Source organism: Streptomyces sp. CC0208 (assembly GCF_003443735.1).
GTDB classification, from domain to species: domain Bacteria; phylum Actinomycetota; class Actinomycetes; order Streptomycetales; family Streptomycetaceae; genus Streptomyces; species Streptomyces sviceus.
In genome coordinates this window covers 8,930,672-8,948,615 of record NZ_CP031969.1, presented here as the reverse complement: position 1 = coordinate 8,948,615, position 17,944 = coordinate 8,930,672, and the positions used below count along the sequence as shown (strand labels likewise).

The window sequence follows — 17,944 nt, the reverse complement described above, 5'->3', positions numbered from 1 at the left end:
TCTCCTCAGCTCCCTTTGCTGGGCTCGTAGCCCCAGCCGTGTGCGTCCCGGCGGCCGCGTCGCAGGGTGGCGACCGGGTCGAAGGTGTTGGTGAGTTCGATCTGGTCGAGGTAGCCGAGGTGGTCGCCGCTGCCGAGCTTGATGACGGAGCCGGAGCCGGACCAGGAGTGCGCGACGAACGGGGCCAGCCACGCGGTGCCGTCCGGGCCGAGTACGGCGTCCGCGACCGTCCCGTCGGGTTCCTGCCAGCGCAAGGTCGGTTCGCCCTCGGTGACCAGGTAGTGGTTCTCGCCGTGGTCGCACAGGTCGAGGCCGTCCGCTTCGCCGTCGACGGTGAGGAAGACCCCGATCAGGTCCGGGAGTTCGGGAGTCATGGCGGCCGAGGCGGCCGTGTAGCTCGCGAAGGTCCGGGTGCTCGCCCGGCTCTGTGCGGCGGTCAGGTGGGTCTTGCCCAGCGCGTCGCGGCGCCGGACCGGTTCGATCAGGGTGCGGAAGTCGAAGCCGAGGGCGGCGCCGAGCTCGCGCAGCTCGTCCAGGGTGAGGCTGTCGGTCTTGCCGTCGCAGAAAGCGCTGATGTGTTCGGCGCTTACGCCGGCGAGCCGGCCGGCGCCGTCGGCGTCGCAGGCGCGTCGGCGCAGTGCGGCGCGCAGTATCGCCGAGACCGCGGGGACGGCGTCGAGGTCGGTGAGCATCGCCTCGGCGGCCGGGTCCTGCCAGACGTTGGTCTCGTCCAGCAGCCGCGCCAGGTTGGAGACGCCGGTGTAGGAGACGATGCGGGCGGGGGTGTCGTCCACGAGGCCGTAGGTGTGCGGGCAGTAGGAGGGCTCGACGTAGGAGTCGCCCGGCTCCAGGACGCGCCAGGTGACGTCGTCGAGTTCCGCCGCCCAGCGTCCGTGGATGCGTCCGGGGCCGAGGTTGATGGTGATCGCGGGTTCGAGGTGGCCGTTGTTGAGCGTCGGCAGTGTGTCGGCGGGGCAGAGGATGTCGAGGATGACTGGCGCGACCCGGCCTGGGGGCGCGGCCATCGTGTAGTAGTTGTAGAAGTGGATGCCCGCCCGCTGGATCGGCCTGCGTGTGGCGTGCATGTCCTGTGCGCTCTGCACGATCGCCACCGGGGCGGTGTCCTCGCGGGCGGCTATCTGTTCCGGTGTGACCCGTAGTGCCGTACACAGGGCGGTGAACTGTGCCTGCGGTATCTCGGTGCGGCTTCCGTCCAGGACGGCGGTCAGGACCGCCGTGTCCACGCCTTCGGCGCCGAGGAGTTCCGGCGTGGTCTTGCGCGCGTTCATCCAGTGCATGAGTCGGAACCGGTCGGGTGTCATCACTCGCTCCGAGGTGAGGAGGGCTGGCGCAGACCCGCGAGCAGCGCCCGGAGGCGGCCGGGGTCGAGTCTGCGCGGGTTGTTGTCGGCCCGGTCGTAGCGCATGGCCTCCGCCGCCAGGCGCTCGTCGTCGAAGTCATGGGCGTCGTAGCCGGCCAGGCCGCTCGCGGCGAGCAGGTCCTCCAGGCGTTGTGCGGCCGCGTCGGGGTTGTCGCAGCGCAGTGCGTCGAGGATCCGCGCGACGATGTCCCGTACGCCGCGCGCGCCCCGGGGGTGCCGGCAGTCGCGGTCGGTGGTGCGGGCGTTGTAGGCGAGGACCGCGCCGAGGGTGAGTCCGCAGGCGTGGCCGTGCGGGATGCCGTGGCGCAAGGTCATGGGGTACGACAGGGCGTGGCACACGGTGGTACGGGCGACGGCGATCGCGCGTCCGGAGTACAGGCCGGCAAGGCTGATCGCGCTGCGTGCGGCCATGTCGTCCGGGTCGGCCAGCAGCCGTTCCAGGTTGGCGGCGGCCAAGGCGACGGCGCCGGTACCGTGTGCCACCGCCTCGGGTGTCGAGCCGGCGGACCAGGCTGCCTCCATGCCCTGCGCCAGGGTGTCGAAGACCATGCCGCCCAGGGCCTCGGTCCTCAAGGTGCGGGTCAGTTCGGGATCGACGACGACGGCGTCCGGCACCTCGCCTGCAAAGGATTCCTTGGTGTTGCCGGTGAAGTCCCACACCGTCGCGAACGGTGTCACCTCGGCGCCGGTGCCGGGGGTGGTGGGTACGGCGGTGACCGGGCGGCGCGGGGTGCCGGCGGTCTCGGCGGCACGGACGGCGGCGACCTTGGCGGTGTCCAGCACGCTGCCGCCGCCGACCGCCACGATCGGGCCGGTGCCCAGGCGGTTCATCAGGGCCGCGATCCGGTCGATCTTGTCCCAGGTCGGGTAGCCGCCGGGGAGCGTGATGAAGACGTGCCGCGGCAGCGTGGCGCGCAGCTCGGCGAGCCAGGGGCGGCCGCCCGCACCGTGCCCGGCCAGGACCAGCGCAGGCCGTTCGTCGCCGAAACGGTCCAGGATCTGGGGCAGCCCCAGGGCCGCGCCGGGGCCGAATGCCACGTAGGCGGTGGCGGGGCGGGACCGCTGGGTCGGGGGCAGTGCGGTGGTCATGGGTCCTCGGCATTCCGGTTGTTGGCGTGCCTGGATCTGGCCGGCGGCCGGTCCACGAGCAGGGGGCGGCCGCGGGGTGCTCGCCACTGGGCAGGGGTGGTGCGGTGCTGCGAGCTGGTGGCGCCAGGCGTATGGATGCTGTGGGAGCTGACGGCGCAAGAACGTTTCGGTGCTGCGAGCCGGCGATGCTGGGCTGCGGTGTGCGATCGGGTGTCGTCGCTGGTCACGAGGCGGCGCGGTGCGGGGGTCACCGCGCCGCCGGTCCGCTGGACACGCACAGGCAATCAGTGCTCCACCGGTCGGCCAACTTGTATTAGCCGACTCGGCGCGATCTATAAGGGGTCGCTTATCGCGGGGCAGGTCTTGATGTATCAGGCATTCCTTATCGATTGATCAGTGACGGGCACTGTCGTTGACCGGCTTCTCGGCCGCTGCCTAGGTTTCCGCTTCATCGCACCTACCGAACCGGCGTGCGATATCGCTTGGAGGGACCGCAGATGGACCTGTTCGCGAAGACGAAACCCGTCGAAGGCACACTCGGCTCCTGGGCCGAGCGCACCCACGGGCTGTGCGCCTTCCCCAAACTGCGCGGCGAGATCTCGAACCGGATGAGCTTCGGCGGACGCGAGTGCGTCGTGTGGAGCATCAACAACTACCTGGGCCTGGCCAACGACCCCGAGATCCGCGCCGTCGACGCCAAGGCCGCCGCCGAGTACGGGCTGGCCGCACCGATGGGCTCGCGGATGATGTCCGGCGAGAGCGATGAACTGGAGTATCTGGAAGGCGAGTTGGCTGATTACGCGGGCAAACCCGCCGCGTTCTTCATGAATTTCGGCTACCCGGGCATGTCCTCGATGATCGACGCGCTGGCCGGCCGGCACGACGTGATCGTCTATGACGCGCACTGCCACGCCTGCATCGTGGACGGCGTCGTACTGCACCAGGGCAAGCACTTCGCCTTCCCGCACAACGACATCGCTGCCCTCACCGACCTGCTGGAGCGGGTGAGCGCCCAGCTGCATCCGAGCGGCGGCATCCTCGTCGTCACCGAGGGCGTCTTCGGCATGTCCGGCGATCTCGGCAGACTCGACGAGATCGTGCGGCTCAAGGAGCGGTTCGACTTCCGGCTGCTGGTCGACGATGCCCACGGCTTCGGCGTCACCGGCCCCAGCGGCGGCGGCACCGGCGAGCACTTCGGGGTGCAGGACGGCATCGACCTGTACTTCGGCACCTTCGCCAAGGCCGGAGCGAGCATCGGCGCGTTCGTCGCCGGTGCGTCGGAGGTCGTCTCCTTCCTGCGCTACAACACCCGCTCGCAGATCTTCTCCAAGGGCCTGCCGATGCCCGTGGTGGTCGGCAACCGCGCCCGGCTGCGGCTGATGCGGACGCGGCCCGAGGCGCGCGAGGCGCTGTGGAGCGTGGCCGGTCTGCTGCAACGGGAGTTGCGGGCCCGCGGTCTGGAGGTCGGCGCCACCCAGAGCCCGGTCACCCCGGTCTATCTGGACATGGACACCGAGGGCGCGGTCGAGTTCATCCGGCGGCTGCGCGACGAGCACGGTGTCTTCGCCAGTCTGGTCACCTACCCGGTGGTGCCCAGGGGCGTCACCCAGCTGCGGTTGACACCGACCGCCCTGCACACCGCCGACGACGTGGCGCGCACCGTGGAGGCGATAGAGAAGGTCTACTTCGATCTGGTGGGCCGGGCATGAAGGCCGCGGAGATCCGCGAGCGGCAGGCCGCTGTGGCCAAGGCGCCGCTGCGCCTGCCCGACCCGGCGCGGCTGGAGGCCGAGCACGGGCAGTTCCTGCGCCGCACCCGTCGCTCCGCCGAACTGGCCCGGCAGGCGGCCGAGGTGCTGCCGCGCGGCGTCGAGCACGTCGACCCGATGTCGTATCCGTATCCGCTGTTCATGCGGGGCGGCCGGGGCAGCCGGGTGACGGACGTCGACGGCAACGAGTACGTGGACTGCATCCTGGCCGGCGGGGCGCTGAGTCTGGGGCACAACGACCCCGAGCTGAACGGGGCCTTGGCCGCTCTGGTGGACGAGCGCACCAACTTCCACGGCTACATGGACGAGTTCGAGGTGCTCGCCGCCAGGCGTATCGCGCAGACGTTCCCTTCGGTCGAGGCAGTGCGGTTCACCTCCTCCGGGGCCGAGGCCGATCTCGCGGCGATGCGCATGGCCCGCGCCTACACCGGCCGCAGCAAGGTCATCAAGTTCCGTGGCGCGTACCACGGTTGGGGCGACCAGTTCATGACCGACCTGGAGGTGCCGGGCTCCGGGACGGTGCTGGCCGGCGGTGTGCCGCCTCAGTTCCTGAGCGCGACGGTCCTCGTCCACCAGAACGACCTGGACGAGCTGGAGCGGGCGCTGGTGGCGGCCGAGCCGGACGGCGGCGTGGCGGCAGTGATCTGCGAGCCGCTCGGCGCCGAGTCGGGCCTGGTGCCCTTCGACGAGGACTTCCACGCCCAGGCGATCGAACTGGCCCACCGGTACGGGGCGTTGTACGTGTTCGACGAGGTGGTCACCGGCGTGCGGGCCGCCCGCGGCGGTGCGCAGACCCGGTTCGGTGTCACACCGGATCTGACCACGCTCGGCAAGGGTCTGATGAACGGCTACCCGTCGTGCGGGGCGGTCGGGGGCCGCCGGGAGATCATCGACACCGCGCACATCGGTGTTCCCGACGAACGCCCCACCACCTACATCGGCGGGACCCTGTCCGGGAACGTGTTGTCGGCCGCTGCCGCCTACCACACCCTCGGCATCATCACCCGGGACGGTGTGTTCGAGCATGCCGAGGCGGCCGCCGCGGATCTGGTACGCCGCCTCAACGACCTGTTCGGCACGCGCGGTTTCGACTTCTTCGCCTACCACTTCGGGACCGTGGTGCGGATCGAGCTGACCGCTCCGCACGCCCTCCCGCTGCGCGGCCCAGACGACTTCGCCGAGGTGCTGCGCCGTCGCGAAATCCTCAGCCGTTACATGCTGCCGGTCCAGAACGCCGGCGTCCTGTCCCGCATGGGCCGGGACATGCTCTGTGCCGCTCACACGGCGGCCGACAACGACAAGGTGGTGACGGCGTATGACCGCCTCCTCGACCTCCTCGTCTGACACCTCGTGCCGCCGGGCGCTGGTCACGGGCGCGTCCAGCGGGCTGGGCAGGGAGATGGCCCGTTACCTGGCCGCGCAGGGTTTGACGGTGTTCGGCACCTGCCGCGACCCCGAGGCGCTCGCGGACTCCGACCGGCTGCCCGGAGTGGAGTACCTGCCGCTGGAGGTGACCGACCCGGCCGGCGTCGCGGCGTGCGCCAAACTGACCGGCCCGGTGGACCTGCTGGTGAACAACGCCGGGATGAGCCAGCTGGCCCCCTTCGAGGATCTCGACGACCGGACGATCGAGCATCTCTTCGCGGTGAACGTGTTCGGGCCCGCGCGGATGGCCCGGGAGTACCTGCCCGGGATGCGCGCGGCACGCGGCGGGACGATCATCATGGTCGGCTCGCTGATGGCCGAGTTCCCGCTGCCGTACCAGTCCGCCTACGCGGCGTCCAAGCTGGCGCTTCAGGGTCTCGCCCGGTCACTGCGGTACGAGGTCGCGCCTTTCGGGGTCCGCGTCAGCGTCGTGCAGCCCGGCTACTACCGGTCCGCCATCAGCCGGCGGCGCGAGCGCGTGGAGCTGCCCGGCTCGGCGTACGCCACCGCGCTCGCCGCGGCCTCGGACACGCTCGACGGTTCGCACTCCAAGGCCGGCGATCCGGCCGAGGTGGCACGGCTGGTCTGGCGGATCGCCAACCACTCGGACCCGGCGCCGGTGTACTCCGTCGGCGCGTCCGTCCCCTTGCAGTTGTTCCTCAAACGGCTTCTCACCGGCCGGCTCGTCGAGCGTCTCATCGCCAGACGCTATCCCAGGGCCGTCCGCACACCCGGAAAGGCGTGACCGTGACAGCGATGGAGGAATCGGCCCGGACCACGGACATCCCCGTGATCGACACCGATGTGCACGAGATGATCGGCAATCCGCTGGAGTTCCTGCAGTACGTCGACGAACCCTGGCGCAGCCGTATCCACCCCGACAACTGGATGGGCATCTCCATCCCCTACTCCTGGCCCACCACCGGCGGGCTGGCCCGCCCCGACGCCAACCCCGGCAACGGCTACCGGGCCGGCAGCGACCTGGGCCTGATGCAACGTCAGCACCTGGACGAGTTCGGCATCGGCAAGGCCGTGCTGACGGGCCTGCTGTACCCCAGCGAGTTCAAGACCCAGCCCGAGTTCGCGTGCGGGATCGCCAAGGCCTACAACGACTGGCTGATCTCCAACTGGCTGGAGAAGGACCCGCGGTTGCTGGGATCCGTGTGTGTGGCCGCCCAGAAGCCGGAGGAGGCGGCCCGGGAGATCGACCGGATCGGGCAGCACCCCCAGATCGTGCAGGTCATCCTGCCGGTGATCTCGCACGACGTACTCGGCCGGGAGCACTACCACCCGGTCTACGCCGCCGCCCAGCGCAACGACCTGGCGGTCGGCTTCCACCAGGGCGCCACGGTCGAGACCGCGGTCGGGCTGCCGCCGTACTACATCGAGTGGCACACGGCGATCGAGCAGGCGTGGCAGTCGCAGTTGATCGGACTCGTGGTGCACGGAGTCTTCGACAAGTTCCCCGACCTGCGGGTGGCGATGATCGAGTCGAGCTGGACGTGGCTGCCGCACCTCATGTGGCGCTTCGACCACAACTACCGGAGTCTGCGCCGGGAGATCCCGTGGGTGACACGGCTGCCCTCCGACATCATCCGGGAACGGGTGAAGTTCACGACCCAGCCGATGGAGATCGCCGAGAACCCCGAGCATCTGCTCCAGACGTTCGACATGGTCGGCAACGACGAGTTCCTCATGTTCTCCTCGGACTACCCGCACTGGGACTTCGACTCGCCCACCCGCGCCCTGCCCACGAGCTTCTCGCCCGAGCTGCGCCGCAAGATCTTCCACGACAACGCGGCCTCGTTCTACGGGATCGAGGTGTGAGGCGATGAGCAGCGAGTACACACGCGAACGCAAGCGGCATGTGGTGTTCGCCCTGGACGAGCTCGCCCCCGGCACCAGTCGCGTCGCCGAACTCGGGCGCCGGCGGATCCTGGTGGTCCGCGACGAGAACGGAGCACTGCACGCCCTGTCGAACCTCTGCCCGCACCAGGGCGGGCCGCTGTCGGGCGGCTCGGTGGAGCGGATGTGGGAGGCGGATCGGCCCGGCGAACACCGGCGTTCCGCCAGCCGGACCGTGGCGGTCTGCCCCTGGCACAACTTCGAGACCGATGTCTCGACCGGATGCTCCGTCTGGGAGCCACGGCCGCTGCGCGCGGCGACATACCGCGCGGAGGTCGAGGACGGCGATGTCGTTGTCTATGTCTGACACACCTGACCAGAGAAGTGAGACACGCATGTCCACTGGTACACGCAGCGCCCGACTGCGAGCCCTGTTCGAAGCCCCGGAGTTGTTCTTCTTCATGGAGGCGCACGACGGGTTGTCCGCCCGGATCGCCGACACCGCCGGGTTTCCCGCCCTGTGGGCGTCAGGGCTGTCCATCTCCACCGCCCTTGGTGTGCGGGACAGTTCCGAGGCCTCGTGGTCGCAGATCCTCGACGTGGTGGCCCGGGTCGTGGACGCCTCCCACGTGCCGGTGATGGTCGACGGCGACACCGGGCACGGCGACTTCAACAGCGCGCGGCGGTTCACCCGGCAGGCCGAGCGGATCGGCGCCTCGGCGGTGTGCCTGGAGGACAAGGTCTTCCCGAAGATGAACTCCTTCGTCGGGGACGGCCACGAGCTGGCACCGGTCGGCGAGTTCTGCGGGAAGCTGCGTGCCTGCCTGGACGCGCGGGACGACGACGACTTCCGTGTCGTCGCGCGGACCGAGGCCCTGATCGCCGGCGGATCGGTCGCCGAGGCCCTGGAGCGCGCGCACGCCTATGCCGACGCGGGGGCGCACGCCGTCTTCATCCACTCACGGCGCAAGACCGCGGAACAGATAGCGGAGTTCGCCGCGGCGTGGCGTGAGCGGCTGCCCCTGGTCATCGCGCCGACGACGTACGCGGACACGCCGACCGCCGAATTCCGGGCCATGGGCATCAAGGGGGTGATCTGGGCCAACCAGAACATGCGCGCCGCGTTCGCCGCCATGAGCAGGGTCTCACGGGACATTCTCGCCGCCGAGGGGGTGGTCCGGGTCGAGGACGACCTCGCCCCGCTGTCGGAGGTCTTCGACCTGCTCGGCTACGACGAACTGGCCGAGGACGAGCGCAAGTACGCGGACGTCGAGCTGGGGTTGCGGTGAGCCAGGCGCGGCGGGCGGGCCGCACGGCGGGCGGCGGTCTCGCGGCGACGGCCGCCGGCACGCGGGCAACGGCGGGAGGGCCGGGGACGCTTGCGGGCTCCGGCGATGTCGTGGCGGACACGGCCGGCGGCCCGGCGGCGTCGGGTGTCGACTCCGCTACCGGTACCACGGTGGCGTCGGGTGTCGGTAGCCCGGAGGTATCCGGTGTCGGCACCCCGGTGGCGTCCGGTGTCGGCGGCCGGCCGTTGCTGCGGATGCTCGGGCCGGCGTTCGTGGCTGCCATCGCGTACGTCGATCCGGGCAACTTCGCCACCAATGTCTCCGGGGGTGCGACCGAGGGCTACAGCCTGGTCTGGATCGTGGTCGCGGCCAGCGGCGCGGCGGCGCTGATCCAGTTCCTGGCCGGGCGTCTGGGCCTGGCCACCGGGCGCGACCTGTGCACTCTGGTCCGGGAACAGGGTCGGCCGTGGCAGGTCGCGATGATGTGGGTGCAGGCCGAACTCGTCTGCATGGCGACCGATCTCGCCGAGATCGTCGGCGGGGCGGTGGCCCTGAACCTCCTGTTCGGTCTGCAGCCCGCGCTCGGCGGACTGCTCGTAGTCGGGCTGTCGTACGCGGTCACCGCCCTCGCCGACCGGCGGCAGGTGCGGTTCGAACGGCTGATGGCGCTGGCGCTCGGCGGTGTGCTGGTCGCCTTCGTGGCGGCCTGTGTGCTGGCGAAGGTCCGTGTCGGCGCGGTCGCGACGGGACTGGTGCCGTCCGCTTCGGACATCGACAAAACCTATCTGACCCTCGCCATCGCCATCGTCGGCGCCACCGTGATGCCGCACGCCATCTACGTCCACTCCGCGCTGACCGCCCGACTGCACGGCACGGCACGCGGTGTGGCCGCCCACGGACAGCGGACCGACGTCGGTCTGGCCATGACCCTGGCCGCGCTGGGCAACCTCGTTCTGCTCGGTGTCGCAGCCGCCCTGCTGCACGGTCGGTCAGGGTTCTCCGGCGACGTCACCCTCGCCGACGCGCACCACGCGTTCACTGGCGCCTCCCCGCTCCTGGGCCTGGTCTTCCTCGTCGCGCTGCTGCTGTCCGGTCTGGCCGCCTCCGGTGTCGGCACCTATGCGGGCCAGGTCGTCATGCGTGGCCTGCTGCGTCGGTCGGTGCCGACGGTGCTGCGGCGGGGCCTCACAGCGCTGCCGGGGCTCGTCGTGCTCTGCGTCGGGATGGAACCGACCAAGGCGCTGGTCGCGAGCCAGGTCGTGCTGTCGTTCGGTATCCCGTTCGCACTCGTGCCCCTGATCCGGTTCGTCCGGCGGGTCGATCTGATGGGCGACTGGGCCGTCGGCAGGGTGACTGTGCTGGCCGCGTCCGGCTGCGCGGCGGTGATCGTGGCACTCAACTGCCTGCTTCTCGTCCAGATCCTGTGAAAGGAGGTGCGCCACCATGGAGGACACGCTGATCGGCCGGCTGGAGGAACGCGCGCGCCGGCCCGATCCGACGGTCGTCCGGCTGCCCGGCAGCGGTGAGGAGACGAACCTGCGGGACCTGCTGGACCGCGCCCGGTTCCTCGCCGGCGACCTGCACGAGGCCGGGGTCCGGCCCGGTGACGTCGTGGGTGTCGTGCTGCAGAACGGCACCGGCTTCCTTACGACGCTGTTCGGTCTGATGTACGCGGGGGCGATCCCGGCACCGCTCGCGCTGCCCCATTCCCTGGGCGGACTGGACGCCTACGGCCGCCATCTCGCCGCCGTCGCGCAGGACTGCGATATGCGCTTCTTGGTGACCGGCGTGGAGCTGCGTCGACTGCGCGGGCGGCTCGCCGACGGTCTGGACGGCGGTCCCGTCGTGCTCGACCTCGACACCTTGCCGCAGGTGGAGTCGCGGCTGTGTCTGCCGATCGACCCGGACCGGCCAGGTTTCATCCAGTACACCTCCGGCAGCACATCGGCACCCAAGGGTGTCGTGCTCAGTCAGCGCGCGATGGCCACCGGCGTCGAGGCGATCGTCGCCGCCGCGCAGGTGACCCGCGACGACACGATCGGCCTGTGGCTGCCGCTCTTTCACGACATGGGCCTGGTGTCGGTCCTGGTCGGACTGCTCGCCGCCGGGAGACTGGTCGTGTGGCGTCCCGCCGACTTCGTCCGGCGCCCGGCCCAGTGGCTCGCGGCGTTCGCCCGGGAGAACTGCACCGTCTGTACGGCGCCGAACTTCTTCTACGACCATCTCGTCGCGGTCGCGGACCAGTTCGACTCCGTCCCGCTCGACCTGTCCGCGTGGCGGGTCGCCTGCAACGGGGCGGAACCGGTGCAGGCCCACACGGTCGAGGAGTTCACCCGCGTCTTCGCCCGGCACGGCTTCGCCGCCGGTGCCGTCTGCCCGGTGTACGGCATGGCGGAGGCCACGCTCGCGGTGACCTTCAGCGAGGTCGGCAAGGGTGCGCGGACCGTGTGGATGGACCGTGCGCAGCTGCGCGGCCCCGGCCGGGCGGTGTCCGCCGAGCCCGGCTCGGTCACGGCGCAGGCACTGGTGAGCGTGGGGCGTCCGGTGCCCGGGATGCGGGTCAGGATCGCCGACAGCGAGGCGGGTGAGGGCCTTGGTGCCGGTGCGGGCCGAGTCGGCGAGGTCCAGATCATGGGGCCCGCGGTCACCTCCGGCTACCACGGGCGTCCGCGCGGCGAGGCCTTCACCGCCGACGGCTGGTTGCGTACGGGAGATCTGGGCTTCCTGGACGACGACGGCGAGCTCTTCATCGCGGGACGCGACAAGAACATGGTCGTGGTCCGCGGCGAGAACTTCTACGCCGAGGACGCGGAGGCGGTCGTACGCGATCTGTCCGGCGTGTACCGCAACCGCTGCGTCGCGATCGCCGGCTCCGGCTCCGGCTCCGGCTCCGGCTCCGGCGGCGAGACGCTGGTGCTCGTCGTGGAGACCGCCCTGAGCGATGACGGCGAGCGCGCGGATCTGGAACACCGGCTGACCTCGACCCTGACCGCGGCACTCGGTCTGACCGAGGTGAAGGTCAGGCTGGTCGAGCCGCACTGGCTGCCGCAGACCAGCAGCGGGAAGGTCCAGCGCAACCGGGTACGGGCCGTCCTCGAATCCGGGGCCGTGTGACGGTCCTCCCCCGGGGCCGCATGACGGTCCGCCCCGGGACGACACACACCGATCGACATGCACCGGCTGACATACACACCACCCGACCACCAGACTACGGAGAGAACCGTGGATGAGAATCGTCCCCCCGTGGGCGACACCGTGCGCGCGGCGTTCGCCTCGGAGCTGTTCCTGCCCCTCGGCAAGGTCACCGGCGACACCCCGCTGACGGAACTCGCGGGCCTGGACTCCGTCAAGCTGCTGCGCGTCGTCGCGGCGCTGGAGACGCAGTACGCGATCACACTCGACGACGAGCAGCTGTACGGCCTCGGCACCGTCGGGGACGTCGCGGTGCTCGTGGAGAAGGCACTGGAGACGCCGGCAGTCTCGGGCGGGTGAGCGCCACCGGGCTCACCCCGGAGGCGACCATGACGCTGCGGACCGGCCGCGGGATCGTGGTCTGTGTCGTCGGCCGGGACGCCCCCGCGGGCCCGCGCACCGCCGTACCCGAAGCGGATCCGGCCGAGACCCGGCTGGCAGCGGGGCTCCCCGCCGCCCGGCGCACGGACTTCCTGATCGGCCGCCGCGCCGCCGGGTTGGCCCTCGCTCTCCTGGGCCACTCGGGGCCGGTGCTGCGCGCGGCGAACGGGCAGCCGGTGTTCCCGGTCGGCGTGGCCGGGTCGATCAGTCACTGCGACGGTTACGGGGTCTGCGCCGCGGCTCCCGGTGATCTCACGGTCGGTGTCGATCTGGAGCTCGAGGGGCGGGTGCCGGCCGCCGGGCTGCGCCACTTCGCCACAGAAACCGAACGCGCGTGGATCGCGGGTTCCCGTGACACCGCCGAGGCCGCCTACCGGACGACCTCCGTCTTCTGCGCCAAGGAAGCCGTCTACAAAGCGCGCGGGGGCGGTGCCAGGCACCGCTATCTGACCGTGGAACTGCTGCCACGGCCGGGCGGATTTGTCATGTCCGGGCCCGACGTGTCGGCCGTCGCCGTCCGCCGTGTCCCCGGACCCGATGCAGCCGACTACGTCCTCGCGACGGCTTGGGAGGTGACGCCGCGGTGAACGGCAGGCCCCGGCAAGCGAACAGCGGCAAACGGATCGCCCTGTCCCGGACCACCCACAGACCAAGCGTCTCGGTGGCCGCGTTCCACCGGCCGCCCGAGGAAGGCGGAGCCCGCCGGCGCAGAGTCGTGGTGACGCACTGGATCCATCCCGAGGTCGTCGACTACCTGCGCCGGTTCTGCGACCCGGTGGTGCCGGTCGAGACGGAGGTGCTGGGGCGCAGGCAGTGCCTGGAGCTGGCGGCGGACGCCGATGCGCTGATCATGTGCATGGCCGACCGGGTCGACGACGACTTCCTGGCGCAGTGCCCGAGGCTGCGGGTGATCAGCACGGTGGTCAAGGGTTACGACAACTTCGACGCCGAGGCCTGCGCCCGGCGCGGTGTGTGGCTCACGGTGCTGCCGGACCTGCTGACCGCACCGACGGCCGAACTGGCGGTGACGCTGGCCGTCGCACTGGGCCGGCGGATCCGCGAGGGCGACGCGCTGATGCGCTCCGGCCGATACGACGGCTGGCGGCCGGTGCTGTACGGCACGGGCCTGTACCGCTCCCGGGTCGGAGTGGTCGGCATGGGCCGGCTCGGGCGGGCGGTGGCCCGACGGCTGTCCGGGTTCGAGCCGTCCGAGGTGCTGTACTACGACAAACAGCCGCTCGGCGCGTCCGAGGAGCGCCGGCTCGGAGTCCGGGCCGCGGGGCTGGAGGAGCTGATGGGCCGCTGTCAGGTCGTCCTGTCGCTGCTGCCGTTGGCCATGGACACCCGCCATCTGATCGGCAGCGACGCGATCGCGGCCGCCCGGCCTGGGCAGCTGCTGGTTAACGTCGGACGCGGCTCGGTCGTCGACGAGGACGCAGTGGCCGCGGCACTGGACTGCGGGCCGCTCGGCGGCTACGCGGCGGACGTCTTCGGATGCGAGGACCTGACCGCGCCGGGGCACCTGCGCGAGGTGCCCCGGCGGCTGCTCACACATCCCCGGACGCTGCTGACGCCGCATCTGGGCTCCGCCGTCGACGTGATCCGGCGGGACATGGAGATCGCTGCGGCCCACCAGGTCGAACAGGCGCTCAGCGGCCGGGTCCCGGATCACGAGGTCACCGCCGGGCTGCTGCGTGAGTGAGCCCGGCGGTGACCGCGGCTCCGCGGCCGGGTCTCCTGGCCCATGCCTCAGCGGCCGGCTCTCCTGGTCCGTGCCTCAGCTGGCCGCCGGTCCACACCTCAGCGAACCCAGTTGGGCCTGGACCGGCGACTCCAGGGCACCACGCAGACCGCCCGGACCAGCGCCGGCCGCCTCAGCGGACCGCTTGGGGACCCGGCCGCCGCCTCAGCGGACCGCCCGAGGGGCGCGGATCGCGGCAATGGCCAGGACTAGCAGGCTGACGGTGAGGGTGATGGTCAGCGCCTTGTCGTAGACGGCGTGGTCGCCGGTCACCGCGGCCTGGAAGCCTCGCGAGGCCCAGTAGCCGGGGCTGAACTTGGCCACATCGCTCACCCAGTGCGGCAGCACGAACAGCGGGACCAGGCATCCGCTCAGGCAGGTGACGGTCAGCGCCCCGATGTCGGAGACGGCGGCGAGCTGTCCCTGCGTTCGTACCCACGCGCCGAGCGCCAGGCCGCAGCAGGACACGCACAGTGCCCAGGCCAGCACCATGACGGCCAGCCGCCAGGAACCGGCGGCCACATCGAACCCGAAGGCGGCGGCAGCGAACCCGAAGGTCACGGCCTGCTGGAGGGCGAAGACCACGGTCAGGGGCAGCACCTTGCCGAGCAGTACGGCGGCCGGTCCGGCGGGGCTGGTGCGCAGCCGGTCCCAGGTCCGCCAGGTGCGCTCGGACAGCAGGGTCTGTCCCGCCATGTCGAGCGCGAGCAGGGTGAACATCACGGCCAGGCCGGCGGCCTGCTGGTTGATGGCCGGGCCGTCCGGACTGCCGAGGCGCTGATAGACCGGCCGCAGCACGATCATCAGCAGGATCGACATGACCGCGTAGGCGATGACCGTGCCCGGCTCACGCAGCAGCAGTATCCCGGTGTGGCGGGCGATGACGGCGGTGCGGCGCGGTGCTGCCGCCCACCGAGGCACCGTGGTCGGCGAAGCGCTCTCAGTGGCCATGGCTGTGGGTCGCCTCCTCGGGGGACGGGTCGTCGCGAAGCTCGGCGCCTGAGCGGTCCGGCAGATCGGCCGTGCGCCCGGCACCCAGCAGGTGTTGGTACAGGTCGTCAAGCGTCGGCTCGCTGATTTGCACGGTCCGCACCCGGTCGGCCTCCGCGCCCAGCTCGCCCAGCAGCCGGGCCAGTGTCTCGGCGGGACGGGCGGCGGTGAACCAGAGTCCGCCGTCCGCCGTCGTCTCGTCCGCGCGCTCGGCCAGTCGGTCCGGGGCCCGCCCGGCGAACGCGATGCCGATCCGCCCCGGCAGCCCGGCCAGGAGCTCGCGGCGGCCGCCGCGTGCCAGCACCCGGCCCGCCTCCGCGACCGCGAGCGTGGCGTCGAGGTCCTCGAGTTCCGGCAGGTAATGGGTGGTGTAGACGACCGCCGCCCCTTCGTCGGCGCGGGCCCGGACGAGGGCCAGCAGCGCCTGCCGGGTCACCGGGTCGGCGCCGACCGTGGGCTCGTCGAGCAGCATGACGGCGGGCCGGTGCAGCAGGGCGGTCGCGGCCTGGGCCCGACGCTGCTGCCCGCCGGAGAGGTGCTCGACGATCTGGTCCAGTTGTCCGCTCAACTCCACGGCCGTGGTGATCTCCTCGACGGCGTTGCGCAGGGCCTTGCCGCGCAGGCCCGCCAAGCCTCCGTGGAACTCCAGGTTCCGGCGCAGTGTCACCGTCGGGTAGAGCGCGATCTCCTGGGGTGCCAGCCCCACGCGTGCCCGCGCCCGGCCGGGTGCGGTGGCCAGGTCGATGCCGTCGATCACCACCCGCCCGCGGTCGGGGCGCTCCAGTCCGGCGCACACCCTGGCGAACGTGGTCTTGCCGGCGCCGTTGTGTCCCATGAGACCGCAGATCTCCCCCGACGCCACGGCGAGGTCGAAGCCGGCAAGGGCATGGACGACCCCCCACCTCTTGTGCAGATCCTGGACGTCTAACACGCTGTGCTCCACGGATTAGAGTATACCTTGTATACCTGAGGTCGAATAATAGCCGCGCAACCGTCGGATGCAAAACCGACAGCCGCGCGGCACTTCTTTCAGACGGCGCGTTCCTCGCGCACCCCGTCCCGTGCCAGGGCTTTTTCCCTGGAAGCTTCCTGCACGACTCTGCGCATCGTGCGCAGAACCGGCGAGCGCTGGTCCTGGTGCAGCACGAACGCCAGGTCCAGGCGGTGAGGCGCCGGGGAGATGTCGCGTATGGCCACGCCGGGATGTCTCTGCACGCCGGCGCCGGGCACGATCGCCACGCCCAGACGGTCCGCCACCATCGAGACCGTGGCCTCGATCCCGTTCGTCTCGATCTCTATACGCGGCCGGAAGCCGCCGTGTCGCGCCAGGGTCCCCAGGGCGTCGGTGTAGGCGGGGCAGCGCAGGCGGACCCCGATGAAGGGCTCCTCTTCCAGACTCCGGATGTCGACGAAGCGGTCCTTGGCGCACGGATGGTTGCCCGGCATGACCACCACCAGCCGGTCCCGCCGGATCACCAGCGGGGTCAGATTCGGTTCGAGAATCGGCAGATGCATGAAGCCGACGTCCAGCTCGCCCTCCCGGACGGCCACCGCCTGCCTCTCGCAGGGCACGTCGGTGAGTTCCATGCGGATGCCAGGGGCGCCGTGGGCGATCCGGCGCAGGAACGGCGTCAGCACGGTGCTCGACTCGCCACGCGGGAACCCGATGCGAAGGACCCCGCCGCCGCTCGACGGGGCCCTTCGCGCGACCACACGCGCCTCTTCGTAGGCGGCCACGCAGCGCCGCAAGGGCCCCAGCACGTCACGTCCGGCCTCGGTGAGCGAGACCGTTCGACTGGTGCGTTCGATCAAAGTGGCGCCTAATTCCATCTCCAGCTTGCTGACTTGCTGACTCAGTGCCGGCTGAGTGATTCCCAGCCGCTCGGCGGCATGGCCGAAATGCAAATCCTCCGCCACCGCAAGAAAATAACGCAGCCGCCGCAGATCCATGCGTTTCCCCCCGCGAAATCGCCAGACGCTGTATACACCGTATATACCCGACAGGCGAACAGGCAAGGTCGGGACGGTCAACAGCACGCAAAGGAAGGTTGCCCTAACTCGGGGTAAAGGTTGTGCAAATCCGGAATCCGATATTCGGCGATAGGCACCCTGGCGGCCGACCTTTCTCCTGCACGTACATAACACGCCATGACCGGCCGCTCAGACGCGCGGCACGCGCGCCCTCGGATGGCTTGACCGGCGCTCTTGTCGTCCGCCGACGGTCGGACACGCCCGGCCCTCGGCGCGGGCGGTGCTTCAGGAGCCGAAGTCACGACAGCAGCGCCGGACAGGGCGGCGCTGCCCCAGGCAGGAAACGGCACCGTCCGCCATGGCCCGCCAGGCCCACCGTCGTAATGGAGAAATGACCGACCGTGCACACTCCCCCTCCAGGACAGGCCTGGCGGCAGCCTACGCAGAAGACCTTTCGCTGTACCGGCAGGAGTTCCAGCAGCGCCCGCGCGGCCCCTGAACGAGCCACAGGGCCCGGCGCAAGCTGTCGTGGACCTTCCGCTCCACGTGGCATGGTGAGCTCAGTTGGCACCGAGTTCTCTGATCGGACGCGTGCGTCCTCCGGTATCGGCAGGGAGACCGCGCTCCCCAGAGCCCCGTAACGACCTGGAAGCTGCCCGGCCTGTTGGCCGTGTCAGAAGCACACCTCCCGGTGAGAGGGGCAACACAGAGAAACGCTTCCTCCCCTGACCGAGCGGGAGTTCCGCCCCGGTCGCGACGCCACAGGGCCATGTCAAGGCGTCGAGGACGAGCTTGGCCCGCTGACTGGTCGCAGCGGGCCGGCCCGCGATCGCCCGGGAGAACACGTCCACGACGAACGCGGGGTAAGCGAT

The 17,944-nt window shown here is 70.8% G+C and carries 16 protein-coding genes; 11 read left to right on the top strand and 5 right to left on the bottom strand.

Translation table 11 applies throughout. The features are described 5' to 3' along the window. Positions 1 to 5 precede the first annotated feature (5 nt). Together D1369_RS41020 and D1369_RS41015 are read right to left on the bottom strand one after the other, a co-directional pair. Entirely contained in the window at positions 6 to 1,289 is a 1,284-nt protein-coding gene (locus D1369_RS41020) for a histidine kinase (protein WP_240436138.1), read from the bottom strand. Between the two features lie 32 nt (positions 1,290 to 1,321). Then, positions 1,322 to 2,470: an iron-containing alcohol dehydrogenase gene (locus D1369_RS41015; RefSeq protein ID WP_118083062.1), complete on the bottom strand. Its 1,149-nt coding sequence runs from the start codon at positions 2,468 to 2,470 to the stop codon at positions 1,322 to 1,324. A gap of 470 nt (positions 2,471 to 2,940) precedes the next feature. Between D1369_RS41015 and D1369_RS41010 the strand changes: the two genes are divergently transcribed. From D1369_RS41010 to D1369_RS40960, 11 genes are all read left to right on the top strand, one after another. Continuing rightward, positions 2,941 to 4,179 (top strand): pyridoxal phosphate-dependent aminotransferase family protein, encoded by a 1,239-nt coding sequence (locus D1369_RS41010; protein ID WP_007379346.1) that lies wholly within the window; start codon positions 2,941 to 2,943, stop codon positions 4,177 to 4,179. Beyond that, entirely contained in the window at positions 4,176 to 5,582 is a 1,407-nt protein-coding gene (locus D1369_RS41005) for an aminotransferase class III-fold pyridoxal phosphate-dependent enzyme (protein ID WP_007379347.1), read from the top strand. The genes D1369_RS41010 and D1369_RS41005 overlap by 4 nt, the downstream gene beginning before the upstream one ends. Continuing rightward, entirely contained in the window at positions 5,554 to 6,408 is an 855-nt protein-coding gene (locus D1369_RS41000) for an SDR family oxidoreductase (protein ID WP_007379348.1), read from the top strand. Before D1369_RS41005 ends, D1369_RS41000 begins: the two co-directional genes overlap by 29 nt. Before the next feature lie 11 nt (positions 6,409 to 6,419). After that, the gene (locus D1369_RS40995; protein WP_007379349.1) at positions 6,420 to 7,490 is read left to right on the top strand and encodes an amidohydrolase family protein; all 1,071 of its coding nucleotides are present in this window, start codon (positions 6,420 to 6,422) and stop codon (positions 7,488 to 7,490) included. A 4-nt stretch (positions 7,491 to 7,494) separates the two neighbouring features. Continuing rightward, a complete protein-coding gene (locus D1369_RS40990; protein ID WP_007379350.1) occupies positions 7,495 to 7,875 on the top strand; it encodes a Rieske (2Fe-2S) protein in 381 nt (126 codons plus the stop codon). A 28-nt stretch (positions 7,876 to 7,903) separates the two neighbouring features. Further along, positions 7,904 to 8,797, top strand: a complete 894-nt coding sequence (gene aepX, locus D1369_RS40985; protein WP_106433454.1) for a phosphoenolpyruvate mutase — start codon at positions 7,904 to 7,906, stop codon at positions 8,795 to 8,797. After that, on the top strand, positions 8,794 to 10,224 hold the full coding sequence (locus D1369_RS40980; protein WP_202476900.1) for an Nramp family divalent metal transporter: 1,431 nt from the start codon (positions 8,794 to 8,796) through the stop codon (positions 10,222 to 10,224). Before aepX ends, D1369_RS40980 begins: the two co-directional genes overlap by 4 nt. A gap of 16 nt (positions 10,225 to 10,240) precedes the next feature. Continuing rightward, the gene (locus D1369_RS40975; protein WP_007379353.1) at positions 10,241 to 11,911 is read left to right on the top strand and encodes an AMP-binding protein; all 1,671 of its coding nucleotides are present in this window, start codon (positions 10,241 to 10,243) and stop codon (positions 11,909 to 11,911) included. 129 nt (positions 11,912 to 12,040) lie between these two features. Continuing rightward, positions 12,041 to 12,289: an acyl carrier protein gene (locus D1369_RS40970; protein ID WP_037898592.1), complete on the top strand. Its 249-nt coding sequence runs from the start codon at positions 12,041 to 12,043 to the stop codon at positions 12,287 to 12,289. Next, positions 12,286 to 12,957, top strand: coding sequence for a 4'-phosphopantetheinyl transferase superfamily protein (locus D1369_RS40965; RefSeq protein WP_007379355.1), 672 nt, complete (start codon positions 12,286 to 12,288; stop codon positions 12,955 to 12,957). Before D1369_RS40970 ends, D1369_RS40965 begins: the two co-directional genes overlap by 4 nt. Beyond that, positions 12,954 to 14,072 carry an NAD(P)-dependent oxidoreductase gene (locus tag D1369_RS40960; protein WP_205574506.1) on the top strand — a complete coding sequence of 373 codons (1,119 nt, stop codon included), beginning with the start codon at positions 12,954 to 12,956 and terminating at the stop codon, positions 14,070 to 14,072. The genes D1369_RS40965 and D1369_RS40960 overlap by 4 nt, the downstream gene beginning before the upstream one ends. Before the next feature lie 204 nt (positions 14,073 to 14,276). Here D1369_RS40960 and D1369_RS40955 read toward each other — a convergent pair whose 3' ends face one another. The 3 genes from D1369_RS40955 to D1369_RS40945 form a co-directional block, all read right to left on the bottom strand. Next, on the bottom strand, positions 14,277 to 15,062 hold the full coding sequence (locus tag D1369_RS40955; protein WP_106433455.1) for an ABC transporter permease: 786 nt from the start codon (positions 15,060 to 15,062) through the stop codon (positions 14,277 to 14,279). Next, positions 15,052 to 16,044 (bottom strand): ABC transporter ATP-binding protein, encoded by a 993-nt coding sequence (locus D1369_RS40950; protein ID WP_240436137.1) that lies wholly within the window; start codon positions 16,042 to 16,044, stop codon positions 15,052 to 15,054. The genes D1369_RS40955 and D1369_RS40950 overlap by 11 nt, the downstream gene beginning before the upstream one ends. 86 nt (positions 16,045 to 16,130) lie before the next feature. Continuing rightward, on the bottom strand, positions 16,131 to 17,138 hold the full coding sequence (locus D1369_RS40945) for a LysR substrate-binding domain-containing protein (protein ID WP_158680100.1): 1,008 nt from the start codon (positions 17,136 to 17,138) through the stop codon (positions 16,131 to 16,133). Between the last annotated feature and the right edge of the window lie 806 nt (positions 17,139 to 17,944).